Raw genomic sequence first — 14,314 nt, 5'->3', positions numbered from 1 at the left:
TCAGGGTTTTCCATATTTGGATTCCTGTTTTTGCGTTTTTTTTTTTGAGCATCATTTTATGAATCTATATACAGTCAATACAGGATTCTTTAAGTTGGATGGAGGCGCCATGTTTGGTATCGTACCGAAGGTGATTTGGTCACGCACCAATCCCGCCGATGAAAACAACCTCTGCACTTGGGCCATGCGTTGCTTATTGGTTGAAGACAATGGGCGTATCGTACTGATTGACAATGGGATAGGGGATAAGCAAGATGCCAAGTTTTTTTCCCACTATTTTCTCCATGGAGAAGATAGTCTCGCCAAGAGCCTTAGAAGTCTTGGCGTCGGTTTCCACGATATCACAGATGCCTTCTTGACACATTTACATTTTGACCATTGTGGCGGCGGAATCAAATATGGCTCCCATGGACAGTACGAACTGACATTTCCCAGAGCCACGTATTGGTCCAATTCTGATCATTGGAATTGGGCGACGGTGCCAAATCCACGGGAAAAGGCATCTTTTCTCGAAGAGAATATCCTTCCCATTCAAGATCATGGAGTATTGGAATTTGTTGATTTGAATAAAAAAAGGCTTTTTGAAGGATTTGAGATCATTACGGTAGATGGCCATACCGACAAGCAGATGCTTCCGAAGATAGAATACAAAGGCCGAACTGTTGTCTTTGTGGCTGATCTATTGCCTTCTGTGGGACATATTCCATTAGCCTATGTTATGGGCTACGACACGAGGCCTTTGATTACCCTCGAGGAAAAGCGACTGTTTTTGGAGGAAGCGGCCCGCAACGAATGGGTGCTTTTTTTGGAACATGATCCAATCCACGAGTGCTGTACCGTAAAAATGACCGAAAAAGGCGTACGTTTGGATCAAACATTTGCACTGCATGAGCTCTGATCTTAAGATAGGCATCGCACTTTCCGGAGGGGGAGTACGAGGAGTGGCCCACTTGGGGGTGCTCAAAGCCCTCAATGAGGCGGGTATTTTCCCCAACAGATTTTCGGGAAGCAGCGCTGGTGCTATCGCGGGTGCGCTCTATTGCAGTGGGCATTCGCCGGAAGAAATCCTCGAGATTATCCTCAAGACCAACTATTTCAAGTTTTTGAAGCCAGCTATTTCTTGGACCGGAATCTTGAAAATGGACCTGGTCGAGGAGTTGTATCATAAATACCTGAAATCCAATAGTTTTGAATCGCTGCAGATTCCACTAAGCATAGCGGCAACTGACGTCCGGCGTGCCAAAGCGGTTTACTTTTCTGAAGGTGAATTGATCAAGCCGTTGATGGCCTCATCCTGCATTCCCGGCATGTTTGACCCGATTTTAATAGACAACCATTACTACATCGACGGCGGTGTATTGAACAATCTGCCCGTCGAGCCATTGGATGGTGTTTGCGATGTTGTCATTGGCGTAAATTGCAACCACCTTCCTGTTGAACACAACATCAAGAACATTAAAAGTCTGATCGAACGGTCTATCATCATGACGATGAACTACAACGTGTACAGTCGAAAGCATGTATGCGACTATTTCATTGAGCCACAAGGGCTGGCGCGCTACGGTGTATTTGATACCAAAAAGGCAAAGGACATTTTCCAAGCTGGATACGAGACCGCCGTCAAATTTTTAGAGGACAATCCGAGTATTTTAGAATTGAAATCAAAAACAGGCAAAAAGAAAATCAAATGATGAAGTTCCTCTCCAGATTGGTATTTTGGATTTCTGGCTGGTCCCTGAATGTCGGTTGGCCGAAGGACCTCAAGAAGGCGGTGTTGATTGCCATTCCCCATACAAGCAACTGGGATATTTTATATGCGCGGGCAGCATTCTTTCTAATGGATATTCCCGTGAAATTCACGATAAAGAAAGAAGTGATGGTGGGCCCATTGGGCTGGTTGCTAAAAGGACTCGGCGGAATTGCCATCGACAGGCAGCGTATTCCTGGTGGAAGGAAGCAAACCTACACCGAGGCGATGACCAGAATGCTCAAGGAATCGGATGAACTGGTAATCATGGTCACACCGGAAGGAACCCGCAGCTATGCTCCAAAATGGAAAACAGGCTTTTACCACATCGCTTTGGGTGCAAATGTCCCCGTAGTCATCGGGTATCTGGATTACAAGAAAAAAGAAGCAGGCATAGGGCCCATCATCTATCCCGATGGAAACATGGACGCCCAAATTGAAGAAATGAAGGCTTTTGGCAGAACCGTCACAGGTAAACATCCCGAAAAAGGGATCCGTTAATCCACCGTCAAGGTAATATCATCGAAGTAAACTTTTCCGGATGTTCGCGGCGCCATAGCCAGGTAAACGACTAGGTACTCGACTTCGGGTGGCATATTGTTGAGCACCAACTCGATCGGTCTCCACGTAAACGTGCTGTCTACAATGATCCGCTCCTGAGAGGTGATGTACCTGCCTGCAGTATTGCCGTTGCTGTCCTCGACCGGAAACGCCCGCAAACTGATAAAAACATTGCTTCCCGGGGCAAACCTCTTGATTTCTTCTCCTTTCAAATAGGCTCGCAGTGTAAGTTTTTGGCCCTCTCTGGGCAATGGGGAATTGATGGTCTGTCTCCAAGTGGTCGGGTCGATATTGGTGCTATCGCGACTTTCGATAAAAAGAGAGGCCGAAGCTGACCTGAATTCATCCCTACTCATTCCAAGTAGAAAACCTGGACTAGTCACCGAGACCCAAGGTTGTGGCGAATTGGGGGATGAAATATCCGAATTCCTCAACAACTGAGTTCCGGCAGGCACTTGATCGTCCAGTTGATTGCATCCGAGCAGGGAAAGGAAAATGATGAATAGCGTACGACGCATGAAACGGGGAGTTCAAAGTTTGATACGAAACGATTTGCCTTAGGTTGGCAATTCAAATTTGGGGGAATGGTTTGAATTCGAATAATTTTCTTAAATTTTAAAAAAACATCCCAAAAGAACCGACCACCAACATGCAAGAAAGTATCCTCACTTCTGTCTTCCTACCCCTAGCCTTGGCATTTATCATGCTCGGCATGGGACTCTCCCTTACGATTAAGGACTTCAAGAATATTTTCGTTTACCCCAAAGCCATGTTCTTGGGCCTATTCAACCAATTGATCTTGCTTCCAATATTTGGCTATGCATTGGTTCAATTGTTTGGTTTGACGGGTGCACTGGCTGTAGGCGTGATGATAATCGCCGCCTGCCCCGGAGGCGCAACATCCAACTTGATCACCCATCTGTCCCGGGGGGATTTGGCTTTATCGATCTCTTTGACGGCGTTCAGCTCCTTCCTGACAATCTTTACGATTCCTTTGATCGTGAACTTTGCGATTGCTCATTTTGGGGAAGCGGGTTCGGTGTCACTACCGGTTTTTGAAACAATCGTCCAAATCGCCGGAGTAACAGTTATTCCTGTTTCGATCGGAATGTTGCTTCATTATCGCTTTCCGAAGTTGTCCAAAAAAGCAGATAAGCCAGTCAGAATTGCTTCTGCCGTGTTTTTTGTACTTATTCTCCTTGCAGCGATTTTGAAAGAAAGGGCAAACATCATCGATTATTTTATTATTTCCGGCCCGCTCACCTTGCTGTTGAATCTTTTGACGATGACCGTTGGCTTTTTCCTCGCCGGGACATTTCTCCTTTCCAACAGACAGCGGATTACCATCGCCATCGAGTCCGGAATCCAAAATGGAACCTTGGGAATCATGATTGCTGCGACGCTGCTGAAAAACTCAGAAATGACCATCCCAATCGCAATCTACAGCTTGATCATGTTTATGACTTCTGCACTGGTGGTTTTTTTGGCCAATAGGAATAAGGGACTTATAGAGGCTTAAATTCCAAAGAAAGCTTCTGAAGCATATCCGTAAAATGGGTTGGCAAGTCTGCTGTTATGTCTATTTGTTGCCCTGTATTTGGCTCCTCAAAAGCCAACTTCCAAGCATGGAGGTACATTTGTGTTGAACCGAAGCGATCTCTAAAGAAATTGTTCTGTTTGTTATCGCCATGCGTAGTATCACCGATCACATAATGCCGCGCCTTTGCCATGTGGCGACGGATTTGGTGCATCCTGCCGGTGTGAGGATAGACTTTCAGTAGGGAATATCGACTGGTCAAATACCGATCGGATGAAGAAAAAGGAATCTCTGTCTCCGACAATGTCCAGAACTCTGTCCTAGCCTCCCGTAGTTCTCCCTCCAGTTTTTTTGATAAAGGAAAATCCAAAATGCCATGCGCCGTTGGCATATGTCCCCGGACTATACATAGGTAGAGCTTTTTCACCTTTTCGGTGGTAATCTGGGGCTGGAGTGCTGAGGCAGCATCAGAAGATTTTCCAAAGAGCACAATTCCAGAAGTTGGCCTATCGATACGATGCAGTGGAAAAACCTTGAAACCAAGCTGCTGCTTCAATATCCGCTCGGCGATCAATGCATGTTCTTCAAAAGCGATATTTGTCCTGTGTACAAGCATTCCGACCGGTTTGTTGATGGCGAGGTAGTTTTCGTTTTCAAAAATGATGTCAATCGATTCTTCCATAATAGAAATGAGCTGCCCAATTTCAGATTCCAAACAAACAGGATTCAACATTGATATCCAAATGCGACGCAGGTTTGCAACGGCGTTCACTCATGCTTGCTTCCATTTATCCTTTCCTAAGGATATTCATATAAATCGAAAGGTTGAAGCTGGCAAATACCGTAAATTCCCGTACTAACCAATCGGAATATACCCATGAAAAAACCATTACTGTTGCTATTCATTTTGGCTTTTACTTGCCAATTGGCCTGGTCCCAAGAAGAGAGGGCCATCAAAATCGAATCATCCTCCGTGACCAACGGTGAAGTCACCATTAAGGGAAAACGTGTACCCTATAAAGCTACAGCAGGGACCATGCCTGTGTGGAACGAAGCCGGAAAGCCGATTGCCACGCTGTTTTTCACTTATTATGAAAGGACCGAGATCAGTGATAAAGCAAGCCGTCCACTTGTATTTTCCTTCAATGGTGGACCAGGTTCCGGCTCACTTTGGATGCATTTGGCGTACACAGGCCCTTATGTGCTGAATATTGATGAGGAGGGATACCCACTTCAGCCCTATGGCGTCAAGCAAAACCAACATTCAATTCTAGATGTAGCTGACATCGTCTACATCGATCCTGTAAATACCGGTTATTCAAGAATCGTGGATAAGGATGTTCCGCGAAGTACATTCTTTGGCATCAATGCGGATATCAAATATCTGGCGGATTGGGTAAAGTCATTCGTCACCCGTCAAAATAGATGGGCTTCTCCAAAATACCTGATAGGGGAGAGTTATGGTACAACCAGGGTGGCCGGTTTGGTCCATGAGCTTCAAAATGCCCATTGGATGTATTTCAACGGAGTGGTGCTGGTATCACCGACAGGTCTCGGTTTGGATCGGGCAGGTGCGGTCGCCAAAGCAAACTATTTGCCTTACTACGCAGCGACTGCTTGGTATCATAAGGTGCTTCCCGCTGAGTTGCAGAGTAAAGATTTGGACCAAATCCTTCCCGAAGTGGAGAAATACACGCTTGAGGTCGTGATTCCCGCCATTGCCAAAGGTGGTTCCCTCAGCGCTTCCGAACGCGCCCAGATCGCCAAAAAAATGGCGTATTATTCTGGATTGAAAGAAGAAGTAATTTTACAACATGCTTTGGCAGTACCAACGAGCTTCTATTGGAAGGAACTATTGCGTGATCAAGGTATGACCGTTGGTCGCCTTGATAGCCGCTACAAGGGAATTGACCAGACGGATGCAGGCGAAAGGTTTGATTTTGATCCGGCTCTGACTTCTTGGAACCACGCGTTTTCTCCTGCAATGAACATTTATGCCAAAAACATCCTAAAGTACGATACCGATCTGACCTATTACTTGTTTGGCCCTGTGCAGCCTTGGGACCGCACCAATGAAAACACAGGCAACCAATTGGCACAAGCAATGCTCCAGAACCCTTATCTGCATGTATTGACCCAATCCGGTTATTTTGATGGAGGTACCGACTACTTCAACGCCAAGTACAATATGTGGGCTTTGGATCCTGCAGGAAAGCTTCAGGACAGGCTTTCATTCAAGGGCTACAGAAGTGGACATATGATGTACCTGAGGGCGGAAGACTTGGCGACATCCAACGAGGATATACGGCAGTTTATCCAAAAATCCTTACCTGGTAAAGGTGTCCCGGCAAAGAATTAAATTTGAAAGGATAACAAGCGAAAAAGCCACCATTAAAATCGGTGGCTTTTTCTTTGGTAAGCTAAATTAGAATCGAGCAAGCTTTTTTGTGCATTATACCAGAAGGTTCATTTTTTCCTCAATTTTTCTGCGGAGACGGTTAAAGAACTGACGGCGTTCCTTTTCACCCACCGAACTAATGAGCGTTGATTTTTTCATCAAGTTATCAAGGTTAAAGAACAATGCATCGTTGAATTTCGGGTCCATCGAACCGATAAAGTACATGACCGAATGGTTGAGATATGTGATTCGGAAATTGTCCAATTGAGCCAAAAACGTGTTGTCCCCAATTACCATTTCATTTACAAACATGTTATAAGGTGCAGAATCGTTTGTTGGCTGCTTTCCGATATCGAATTTTTTGCCTGATTCGGCCATTTTCTCGAGGTGGTTGACCAAATCCGTCAGTTGACTATAGAGCAATCTAGCGTCATCGGCTGATTGGACAATCCCCATTTCATAATACATAAATATCTGCTTGATCGTCACGTTGATCCCCTCTTCATTCCAAATCTCAGTAGTCGGAATCATGTTGTAGACTTGGATGATTTTAAGTCCGGTTTCTTTCAGAGGCTGAAACATTGGATTGTTCATCGAGAACCTCTCATTCCGAAGATTTTCGAGGTTCAAAATCGACTTCATCCAAAAGAAATACTTAAATGAGGCCAACTCCGGATAGTAGAACTGATAGAATGGCGGCATGTCCTTTACAAGGTAATAGATATGCTTGCTCTTTTGCGAGTAAATGAACTGAAGCTGCTTCAGCGCATCCGCCAACCAATCCCCAAAGCTATCCTTTGTAAATGAATTGAGTTTCCCATGAAAAACGATAGCGTTGCTTTCCAAGTTAAAAACCTGGTCAAGAGAAATGTTAAAGTGTTGGCTGATTTTTTTGATTTCTTCCAGATCAATGAACTTCTCGCCGCGAATACGTCGGTAAGCCGAATCATTGCTGATCTCGAGCAAATCCGAGATTTCATCCACGAGGGATTTATAGGGAGGGAGAAGGTTTTTGACATGTTGAAAAAACTGTACTTGAATTTCCGAGGTACCCATAGTTCAAAAGATTTACAGCATTATTTGTTAAAAACAGACGGTAAACATTAGTTGGGCTAGTCAGATGGGGAGCCTACTTGCGTCCGGCCCAGATTTTATGACTAAGAATTTCCAGCTTGGATTAAGTTACAAAATTCAAATTCAAATTTCCAAAAAATCGCTAATAGTAGCTATTCGATTTTTTTATCCAATTATTGGATAAATCAAAAAATAATATTGTAAAAAATAGAAAAATCTATATTTTAATCTCTATGGCTTCAAATGGTATCATTGATTTTTAGTTAAACAATTTATTTTTTTTTGACTCAAGGTGTTCACGTCGCTTTTTTTTTCGTGTTCCACGGCGAAATAGCAATCTTCAACAGGATTATCATTTTTTAAAAAAAAAGCGGGATTTATCCCGCTTTCATTAAGCTCCTTCTGCAGCAGCAGCGGAATGCAATTTGCCCAGTTCTTGGTCAATCGTCCAAAGGCCGATGCCTTCCTCTCCGATAATGTCAAACAACTCCAATGCCCTACGGGACATGGTTTCTTCTTCCCGCTGTTCAGTCACATACCATTGCATAAAGCTGAATGTGGCAAAATCTTTCGCAGAAAAAGCATGGTCAACGATGGCGTTGATGGACTTGGTCACTTTGATCTCATGCTCAAGGATCAATTCGAAGACTTCCCTCAAGGAGTTGAAGTTATGGCGAACGCCAGTAATTTCGGGCTGGATTGCATGGCCACCTGCTTCGTTCACATAATGGAAAATCTTCATCATGTGCATTCTTTCCTCGTCGGCATGAGTGTAGAGGTACTTTGCAGCGTTGGCATAGCCCATCATATGACACCATGATGCCATCGATAGATAGTAGGCAGAAGATTTCCCCTCCATTTCTATCTGTTGATTGAGGAGTTTTTCGGTATCGTGTAGCAATGAACGCTGTAGCGTTACGATTTCTTTCTGTTTCATAGCAAATACAGTTTATACACAAACTTAACCCAAAAATGGCGAGATGGTTCCCAATAACCGCGTAATCGAGAAATTTAGATTTGGTATAAGTAAAAATCTAAAAACCCGAGTAAGGGTGGACTATTCATTTACTTTGGTGACATCGCCTGATTTTTGACCGATGGTTTTTCCATTGTTAAAGTTTAGGCCTATTTTTATTCTTGACCAATCGTTCAAGAAATTTTCTAAAAAACAATAAACCTGAAAACCTATCAATTCATGGCAACAAGAAGAGATTTTATTCAAAAAAGCATTTTAGCCGGTGCGGGGATTAGCCTTTCGCCCTTCGTCAGTGCCGAGTCGCTTCATTCATTTTCAAATCGAATTGCGCCTTCCGACCAATTGAACGTGGCGGTAATCGGCTGCAAAGGTATGGGCTGGTCCAATATGAATGCCCATTTGAAAATTCCAAATGTGAATTGCATCGCCTTGGCGGATATCGACCAATCAGTGCTGGCACAACGGTCGGAAGATGTAAACAAACTTCGGGGCAAAAAGCCTCAAGTGTATGGCGATTATCGAAAAATGCTGGAAAATAAGGACATAGATGCGGTCATTATCGGCACGCCGGACCATTGGCACTGCCTCAATATGGTGGACAGCCTATCCGCAGGCAAGCATGTGTATGTCGAGAAACCAATCGCAAACACCATCGAGGAATGTAACCTGATGGTGAAAGCCAAGCAGCGCTATGGCAAAATGGTACAAGTGGGGCAGTGGCAGCGGAGTGGTTCGCAATATGCCGAAGCTATCGCCTATGTGAAGTCAGGCAAATTGGGCCAAATACGCCTCGTGAAGACTTGGGCATACCAAGGCTGGATGAAGCCCGTGCCGAAAGTAGCCGATGGTCCTGTACCCCAGGGAGTCGACTATGACATGTGGCTGGGTCCTGCGCCTAAACGTCCATTCAATTCGAATAGGTTTCATTTTAACTTCAGGTGGTTTTGGGACTACGCAGGTGGATTGATGACTGACTGGGGCGTGCATGAGATTGACATTGCACTCTATGCCATGGGGGTGACTGCGCCAAAATCAGTGATGGCCTCAGGAGGGAAATTTGCATACCCTGATGACGCCTCTGAGACACCCGATACCCTCCAAACCGTGTATGAATACGATGGATTCAACATGCTTTGGGAACACGCGACCGGAATTGACGGTGGAAATTATGGAACGACAGAAGGTATTGCCTTTATTGGTAACAACGGAACACTTGTTGTCAATAGGGGTGGATGGAAAGTCATTCCCGAAACGGAAAACAAAGACGGTCAGCGGGTAAACAAAATAGAGGAAGTACCGCATACACGTCCGTCAGGAAGTGCGCTGGAGCTCCATGCACAGGGATTTGTCAATTCAATTCTGCAAAACGACGCATCCAAACTGACCTGTGGAATCGAAACTGGAAGTATTGCCGCAATAAATGCACAAATGGGGAACATTGCCTTCAAAACGGGAAAGAAAGTCTACTGGGATGCAGCCAAAGGTCAATTCACGGACAACGAAGCCAACCAACTCATGAAGGCAAACTATCACAATGGATGGAAGCTTCCAAGTGTATGATTTTCATTGATTAAATGAACTGAGGTTGAGCGGTAGCGTATTGCTGCCGCTTACCCTGGTACCTTCTGCCGTGAGGTAGTCATAGGTGATTTTCACCAAAGAAGTTCTTACATCAAACAATAGCTGAATCGTCCCTGATGAGGATTCATGCACTGTGCCAAAACTCGTCAAATTAGGCTTGTAGCCTATGCCGATCGAGGGGCCGTAGCTGAAGCTCGTACCTTCTAAGGTTCCGATGATATTGGGATCGGAAAATCCAGTTGGTGGAAAGACATCATAGATCCCATTTGCCAAAGGGAATTTGGGAAGGTCAAAACCGGTGTTCACAGACATCAATGTAATCGACATGATGTTGGTGTTTTCTCCGAATGGTTCCTGGAAAACGGGAGCGCTTGAGAGTTCCAGCTTGGCACGTACGTGGGAATTCACTCCTGTAATATTTGCAGGTCCTGTGATAGAAAGCCTTGCTGACTTAAAATCCAAAATCTGCGTTCCAACAAACACCGCGTTCAAATTCTGCAAGGGATCGGTTCCTGTATCTTCTATGGTACATGAGACCATTGACGACAAAAGAAAGGTTGCGACCACAATATTCAAGAGGACTTTTTTCATTTTTCGATTGAATCTACCTACCACTCATTTTCACGTTTTACAAACTCCCATTCATTTTTCAAAATGCTATAGTAGATCGTGTCCCGCCGTCGTCCTTTTGTCATCAAAGTATGACTCCGCAAGACACCTTCTTCTATGGCATTGATGTTTCTAAGCGCCTTTCTTGCTGCCATATTCAACACATCCGTTTTGAATTCTACCCGTTCCAAACCCAGCGATTCAAAACAATAGGTCAGCATCAGTTTTTTCATGGATTGGTTGAATCCACGTCCTTGGTAACTTTTTCCAAGCCATGTCCATCCAATTTCGATGCGTCCATCCCTCGGTGAAAAATTGCCCAATGCACTGCTGCCGATAATTTTGCCGGATGTTTTATCTATTACGACAAATTGGAGGCGATCTGACAGAAATGCAGGCAAACACCATGCCTCAAGTTCTTCCCTTTGGGACAAATCATGAGTATAATATCTCCATAAATCCGGATCGGATGCAAGTTCCTCCAATTCCCCAATGTCTTCTCTCGAAAGCGGACGTAAAACTACTTTGTCGTCCTCCAGCTGAATATTAAAATCAAGCATATCAGCTCAAAATTTCCCTGAGGGCAGCAACGAACATTTGGACTTCTTCCACCGTGCCTGTGCTGACGCGGCACCAGTCATTCAGTGGGGGGAAAGGACGGCCGACAATGATGCCTTTTGCGGCCATCTGAGATGCAAGTTCCTTAACATCCCGGTTGGCATGAAAAAACACAAAATTAGCCTGGGAAGGCAAATAGGTCAACTTCAATTCGTCCAAGGTTTTTTCGATGAGATTTCTGCACTCCAAATTCTTTTTCAGGCTAAACTGATAGAATTCGTCATCCTTCAATGCTGCCTTTCCTGCCTCGATTGCCATGATATTCGTATTGGCCACGACCCTATCGGATAGCTTTTTGGCAATATCTGGCCTAGCAACCATATATCCCAACCTAATCCCGGCAAGTCCATACACTTTGGACAAAGTCTTTGAGACGATCACATTTTTTCCCTCTTTGACCAGCTTGACCATGGAAGGGTAATTCTTGTCCTCGATATAGTCGCAATATGCCTCATCGCTGAACACCATCGTCTTTTTACTCACCGTTTCACAAAAATCGAGTACCTGATTCGCAGGAAGTAGTTTTCCCGTCGGATTATTGGGATTGCAGAGAAAAACGAGTTTGGTCTTTTGGGATACACGTTTTTCAATTTCGGGTAGATCATAATTCAAGTCCTTATCCAAAGGCACCCAATTGATGCTGGCGCCCCAGATTTCCGCATATGTCATCATCGACAAGAAAGTAGGCAATCCGGAAATGATTTCATCTCCCGGGCCGGCAAAGGTGATACCAGCAACCTTCAAGCCCTCCGTGGAACCTGCGACCAACACAATATGGTCAGGGGTGACACCCTCACGCTCGGCGATCATTTTTTGAAGTTCCGAATTGTAGGCCCAAGGGTACCGGCATCCGAGATCAAAGCCATCCTGCATTGCCTTGCGCACCTTTTGGGAAGGTCCGTATGGGTTTTCATTGGAACCAAGTCTAACGGGCGTATTTAGGGGTCTGGGATTGAATTTCTTGATTTCCTCCTCAGTCAAGGAGGCGAATGAATTCGTTCCTGACAGCAGCGCAAAGCCACCTGCCAAGGATGCGCTTCTCAACCAATCTCTTCTCGAAAATTTCATTTTGACACTGATTTTTGGTCAAAATCTACTAAGTATTGGCAAGCTTTCCTAATCGAGGTTTCTATTCTAGGGCAAGATGGGTAGTTTCTACCAGGCAGGACGACCCTTTTACCATTTTTCCAATGGAGAGAAAAAATCTTCCTAGAATATTGCCAAAATCAAAATAAAATTCCTAAATTTTAAAGAAAACTTACGAGTTCAATTATTTCCCAAAATAACAAAACCATGAAAAAAATATTATTGCTTCTGGTTTTGGGTATATGGAGCCTTTCATTGACTCATGCCCAACAAACGCGCTATTTGGTCTTTGAATTTATCAAGGTGGAATCGAACCAAACGTACGACTTCATAGAATTCAAGGATTTTATGGAAAAGGTCTACCGCGTGGCGATCAACGAAAAGAAGATCCAAGGATGGGATTTCTGGTCTTTGCAGTCCGGTGCGGATCCAAGTGAATTCCAATACATTACCATCATTTACTACAAAGACCCCGTCTCAATGATGAACGGTATCTCTGAAGAGGAGATGATCCGCTATTCAATGGCTGCCTTCCCCGACCTAAAGGAAGCCCAAATCAGGGAGAAAATCGCCAATGCGGCACAAAGTAGGGATTTGGCGCAACGGGCTTATATGGTCGAAATCGCCTCTACGAAAGACAATTTTCAAATGAAAAAGGGCACTCTTGCCTCATTTGACATAATGAAAGCCGCGGAGGGACAGTTTCAGGCTTATGAAAACGCCGAGAAGGAGGTTTTCCTTCCTATTCACCAAAAGAGGATAGAAAAAGGCCTTATGGGTAGTTGGTCCTTTTTGAGAACTGCATTGCCGCTGGGGAGCGAAGCCAAACTCACCCATATGACAATGAATATTTTCAAGGACTATATGCAGTTTTTCAACAATCAGCAGTACGAAGACATGGAATCCACAGCGGAACAGAAGGCAGCAGTAGAAAAAGGCCTGAAGGCCCGCGACCAGAAAAATATTTATCTGTCCACCTTGGAAACAGCACTGCGGTAGGAAGTCTTTTGATGAAAAAGTCCCGTCCTTCTGTCTCATTTGAAACCAGAAGAACGGGATTTTTTTATGCTTCTATAATTGCCTTGATCTCGGCCAATTCGCCCGCACTGAAGCTGGTATTTTGAACCGCCTTTACATTGTCTGCGAGTTGTTCTGCTCTGCTGACCCCAACAAGCACGGTCGTGATGCGAGGATCCTTTAGCAGCCAAGAAATCGCCATTTGCGCCATGGTTTGTCCTCTCTTCTTGGCAATCTCATTGAGCGCGGTCACTTTGTCGATCACCTTTTGGGAAATTTGATCTTGTTTCAGATATCGGCCGTCCTTTGCGACACGACTGTCTGCCGGAATCCCCGACAAATACCGATTTGTCAAAATACCCTGTTCCAAGGGAGAAAAAGCAATTGAGCCGACACCTTTGTCGCCCAATACATCTAGCAATCCGTTTTCCACCCATCTATCAAGCATGCTATATCTGGGCTGATGGATCAATAGCGGTGTCCCCAGACTCTTCAACATTTCATATGCTTTTGCAGTGTCTTCAGCATTGTACTGTGAAATTCCCACATAAAGTGCTTTTCCCTGCCTTACGATATGATCCAAAGCGCCCATTGTTTCTTCCATAGGCGTCTCAGGATCTGGCCTGTGGTGGTAGAAAATATCCACATAATCCAAACCCATTCTTTTGAGACTTTGATCCAATGAAGCGATCAAATATTTTCTCGATCCAAGATTTCCGTATGGACCCGGCCACATATCCCACCCAGCTTTGGTGGAAATAATCAATTCATCACGATACGGTCTGAAGTCCTTGTGCATGATTCGACCGAAATTTTCCTCAGCCGAGCCGTAGGGAGGACCATAATTGTTGGCCAAGTCAAAATGCGTAATTCCAAAGTCGAAAGCCTGACGCAGGATTGTTCTCGCATTTTTGAAATCAGCGTCATGCCCGAAATTATGCCAAAGGCCCAAGGAAATCATCGGTAACTTGATGCCGCTTTTTCCGCACCTCCTGAATGGCATTTGCTCGTATCTATCTTCTTTCGCCACGTAGGATGTTAAGGGTTGGTGGTCATTGATGCGCATAGGGATATTGTTGATTGGTTTAAATCGTCAATTTAGAAATTTCG

15 protein-coding genes are annotated in these 14,314 nt (G+C 44.6%); 7 read left to right on the top strand and 8 right to left on the bottom strand.

The window, feature by feature from the left end; all coding sequences use genetic code 11:
- Nucleotides 1-58 precede the first annotated feature (58 nt).
- Genes L0U89_RS07880 through L0U89_RS07870 form a run of 3 tightly spaced genes read left to right on the top strand, consistent with a single transcriptional unit; the run spans nt 59 to nt 2,248 of the window.
- The gene (locus L0U89_RS07880; protein WP_234861038.1) at nt 59-898 is read left to right on the top strand and encodes an MBL fold metallo-hydrolase; all 840 of its coding nucleotides are present in this window, start codon (nt 59-61) and stop codon (nt 896-898) included.
- Nucleotides 888-1,691: a patatin-like phospholipase family protein gene (locus L0U89_RS07875; protein ID WP_234861037.1), complete on the top strand. Its 804-nt coding sequence runs from the start codon at nt 888-890 to the stop codon at nt 1,689-1,691. The genes L0U89_RS07880 and L0U89_RS07875 overlap by 11 nt, the downstream gene beginning before the upstream one ends.
- The gene (locus L0U89_RS07870) at nt 1,688-2,248 is read left to right on the top strand and encodes a 1-acyl-sn-glycerol-3-phosphate acyltransferase (RefSeq protein WP_234861036.1); all 561 of its coding nucleotides are present in this window, start codon (nt 1,688-1,690) and stop codon (nt 2,246-2,248) included. Before L0U89_RS07875 ends, L0U89_RS07870 begins: the two co-directional genes overlap by 4 nt.
- Here L0U89_RS07870 and L0U89_RS07865 read toward each other — a convergent pair.
- Nucleotides 2,245-2,826, bottom strand: a complete 582-nt coding sequence (locus L0U89_RS07865) for a hypothetical protein (protein ID WP_234861035.1) — start codon at nt 2,824-2,826, stop codon at nt 2,245-2,247. The two genes, L0U89_RS07870 and L0U89_RS07865, sit on opposite strands and share 4 nt — an antisense overlap.
- A 131-nt stretch (nt 2,827-2,957) precedes the next feature.
- On the opposite strand from L0U89_RS07865, the gene L0U89_RS07860 reads away from it, so the two are divergent.
- Entirely contained in the window at nt 2,958-3,827 is an 870-nt protein-coding gene (locus tag L0U89_RS07860; RefSeq protein ID WP_234861034.1) for a bile acid:sodium symporter family protein, read from the top strand.
- On the opposite strand, the gene L0U89_RS07855 is transcribed toward L0U89_RS07860, so the two are convergent.
- Entirely contained in the window at nt 3,814-4,527 is a 714-nt protein-coding gene (locus tag L0U89_RS07855) for a pseudouridine synthase (RefSeq protein ID WP_234861033.1), read from the bottom strand. The genes L0U89_RS07860 and L0U89_RS07855 overlap by 14 nt on opposite strands.
- 195 nt (nt 4,528-4,722) lie before the next feature.
- Between L0U89_RS07855 and L0U89_RS07850 the strand changes: the two genes are divergently transcribed.
- Entirely contained in the window at nt 4,723-6,204 is a 1,482-nt protein-coding gene (locus tag L0U89_RS07850; protein WP_234861032.1) for a S10 family peptidase, read from the top strand.
- Between the two features lie 93 nt (nt 6,205-6,297).
- On the opposite strand, the gene L0U89_RS07845 is transcribed toward L0U89_RS07850, so the two are convergent.
- A complete protein-coding gene (locus L0U89_RS07845) occupies nt 6,298-7,299 on the bottom strand; it encodes a helix-turn-helix domain-containing protein (RefSeq protein WP_234861031.1) in 1,002 nt (333 codons plus the stop codon).
- A gap of 409 nt (nt 7,300-7,708) precedes the next feature.
- Nucleotides 7,709-8,254: a ferritin gene (locus tag L0U89_RS07840; protein WP_008629849.1), complete on the bottom strand. Its 546-nt coding sequence runs from the start codon at nt 8,252-8,254 to the stop codon at nt 7,709-7,711.
- A 258-nt stretch (nt 8,255-8,512) separates the two neighbouring features.
- Between L0U89_RS07840 and L0U89_RS07835 the strand changes: the two genes are divergently transcribed.
- On the top strand, nt 8,513-9,853 hold the full coding sequence (locus L0U89_RS07835; RefSeq protein ID WP_234861030.1) for a Gfo/Idh/MocA family protein: 1,341 nt from the start codon (nt 8,513-8,515) through the stop codon (nt 9,851-9,853).
- 3 nt (nt 9,854-9,856) lie between these two features.
- Here the strand turns inward: L0U89_RS07835 and L0U89_RS07830 are convergent, their stop codons facing one another.
- Genes L0U89_RS07830 through L0U89_RS07820 form a run of 3 tightly spaced genes read right to left on the bottom strand, consistent with a single transcriptional unit; the run spans nt 9,857 to nt 12,169 of the window.
- Nucleotides 9,857-10,465 (bottom strand): hypothetical protein, encoded by a 609-nt coding sequence (locus L0U89_RS07830; protein ID WP_234861029.1) that lies wholly within the window; start codon nt 10,463-10,465, stop codon nt 9,857-9,859.
- A gap of 17 nt (nt 10,466-10,482) precedes the next feature.
- Nucleotides 10,483-11,043, bottom strand: coding sequence for a GNAT family N-acetyltransferase (locus tag L0U89_RS07825; RefSeq protein WP_234861028.1), 561 nt, complete (start codon nt 11,041-11,043; stop codon nt 10,483-10,485).
- 1 nt (nt 11,044) lies between these two features.
- Nucleotides 11,045-12,169 (bottom strand): pyridoxal phosphate-dependent aminotransferase, encoded by a 1,125-nt coding sequence (locus tag L0U89_RS07820; RefSeq protein WP_234861027.1) that lies wholly within the window; start codon nt 12,167-12,169, stop codon nt 11,045-11,047.
- A 225-nt stretch (nt 12,170-12,394) separates the two neighbouring features.
- Between L0U89_RS07820 and L0U89_RS07815 the strand changes: the two genes are divergently transcribed.
- Nucleotides 12,395-13,186, top strand: a complete 792-nt coding sequence (locus L0U89_RS07815; protein ID WP_040481021.1) for a hypothetical protein — start codon at nt 12,395-12,397, stop codon at nt 13,184-13,186.
- Between the two features lie 64 nt (nt 13,187-13,250).
- Here the strand turns inward: L0U89_RS07815 and mgrA are convergent, their stop codons facing one another.
- Complete coding sequence (mgrA, locus tag L0U89_RS07810; protein ID WP_234861026.1) at nt 13,251-14,270, bottom strand: L-glyceraldehyde 3-phosphate reductase; 1,020 nt, start codon at nt 14,268-14,270, stop codon at nt 13,251-13,253.
- Nucleotides 14,271-14,314 lie beyond the last annotated feature (44 nt).

This window comes from Mariniradius sediminis, from assembly GCF_021491425.1.
GTDB classification, from domain to species: domain Bacteria; phylum Bacteroidota; class Bacteroidia; order Cytophagales; family Cyclobacteriaceae; genus Mariniradius; species Mariniradius saccharolyticus.
The sequence above is the reverse complement of the archived record's forward strand: the minus strand, read 5'-3'. Positions and strand labels throughout refer to the sequence as shown.

What these genes read in the sequence shown, in the direction of transcription:
- L0U89_RS07830 (WP_234861029.1), bottom strand. Translation starts at nt 10,465, where the DNA reads ATGAAAAAAGTCCTCTTGAATATTGTGGTCGCAACCTTTCTTTTGTCG.
- L0U89_RS07815 (WP_040481021.1), top strand. Translation starts at nt 12,395, where the DNA reads ATGAAAAAAATATTATTGCTTCTGGTTTTGGGTATATGGAGCCTTTCA.
- L0U89_RS07840 (WP_008629849.1), bottom strand. Translation starts at nt 8,254, where the DNA reads ATGAAACAGAAAGAAATCGTAACGCTACAGCGTTCATTGCTACACGAT.
- L0U89_RS07835 (WP_234861030.1), top strand. Translation starts at nt 8,513, where the DNA reads ATGGCAACAAGAAGAGATTTTATTCAAAAAAGCATTTTAGCCGGTGCG.
- L0U89_RS07855 (WP_234861033.1), bottom strand. Translation starts at nt 4,527, where the DNA reads ATGGAAGAATCGATTGACATCATTTTTGAAAACGAAAACTACCTCGCC.
- L0U89_RS07845 (WP_234861031.1), bottom strand. Translation starts at nt 7,299, where the DNA reads ATGGGTACCTCGGAAATTCAAGTACAGTTTTTTCAACATGTCAAAAAC.
- L0U89_RS07875 (WP_234861037.1), top strand. Translation starts at nt 888, where the DNA reads ATGAGCTCTGATCTTAAGATAGGCATCGCACTTTCCGGAGGGGGAGTA.
- L0U89_RS07860 (WP_234861034.1), top strand. Translation starts at nt 2,958, where the DNA reads ATGCAAGAAAGTATCCTCACTTCTGTCTTCCTACCCCTAGCCTTGGCA.
- L0U89_RS07880 (WP_234861038.1), top strand. Translation starts at nt 59, where the DNA reads ATGAATCTATATACAGTCAATACAGGATTCTTTAAGTTGGATGGAGGC.
- mgrA (WP_234861026.1), bottom strand. Translation starts at nt 14,270, where the DNA reads ATGCGCATCAATGACCACCAACCCTTAACATCCTACGTGGCGAAAGAA.
- L0U89_RS07870 (WP_234861036.1), top strand. Translation starts at nt 1,688, where the DNA reads ATGATGAAGTTCCTCTCCAGATTGGTATTTTGGATTTCTGGCTGGTCC.
- L0U89_RS07865 (WP_234861035.1), bottom strand. Translation starts at nt 2,826, where the DNA reads ATGCGTCGTACGCTATTCATCATTTTCCTTTCCCTGCTCGGATGCAAT.
- L0U89_RS07850 (WP_234861032.1), top strand. Translation starts at nt 4,723, where the DNA reads ATGAAAAAACCATTACTGTTGCTATTCATTTTGGCTTTTACTTGCCAA.
- L0U89_RS07825 (WP_234861028.1), bottom strand. Translation starts at nt 11,043, where the DNA reads ATGCTTGATTTTAATATTCAGCTGGAGGACGACAAAGTAGTTTTACGT.
- L0U89_RS07820 (WP_234861027.1), bottom strand. Translation starts at nt 12,169, where the DNA reads ATGAAATTTTCGAGAAGAGATTGGTTGAGAAGCGCATCCTTGGCAGGT.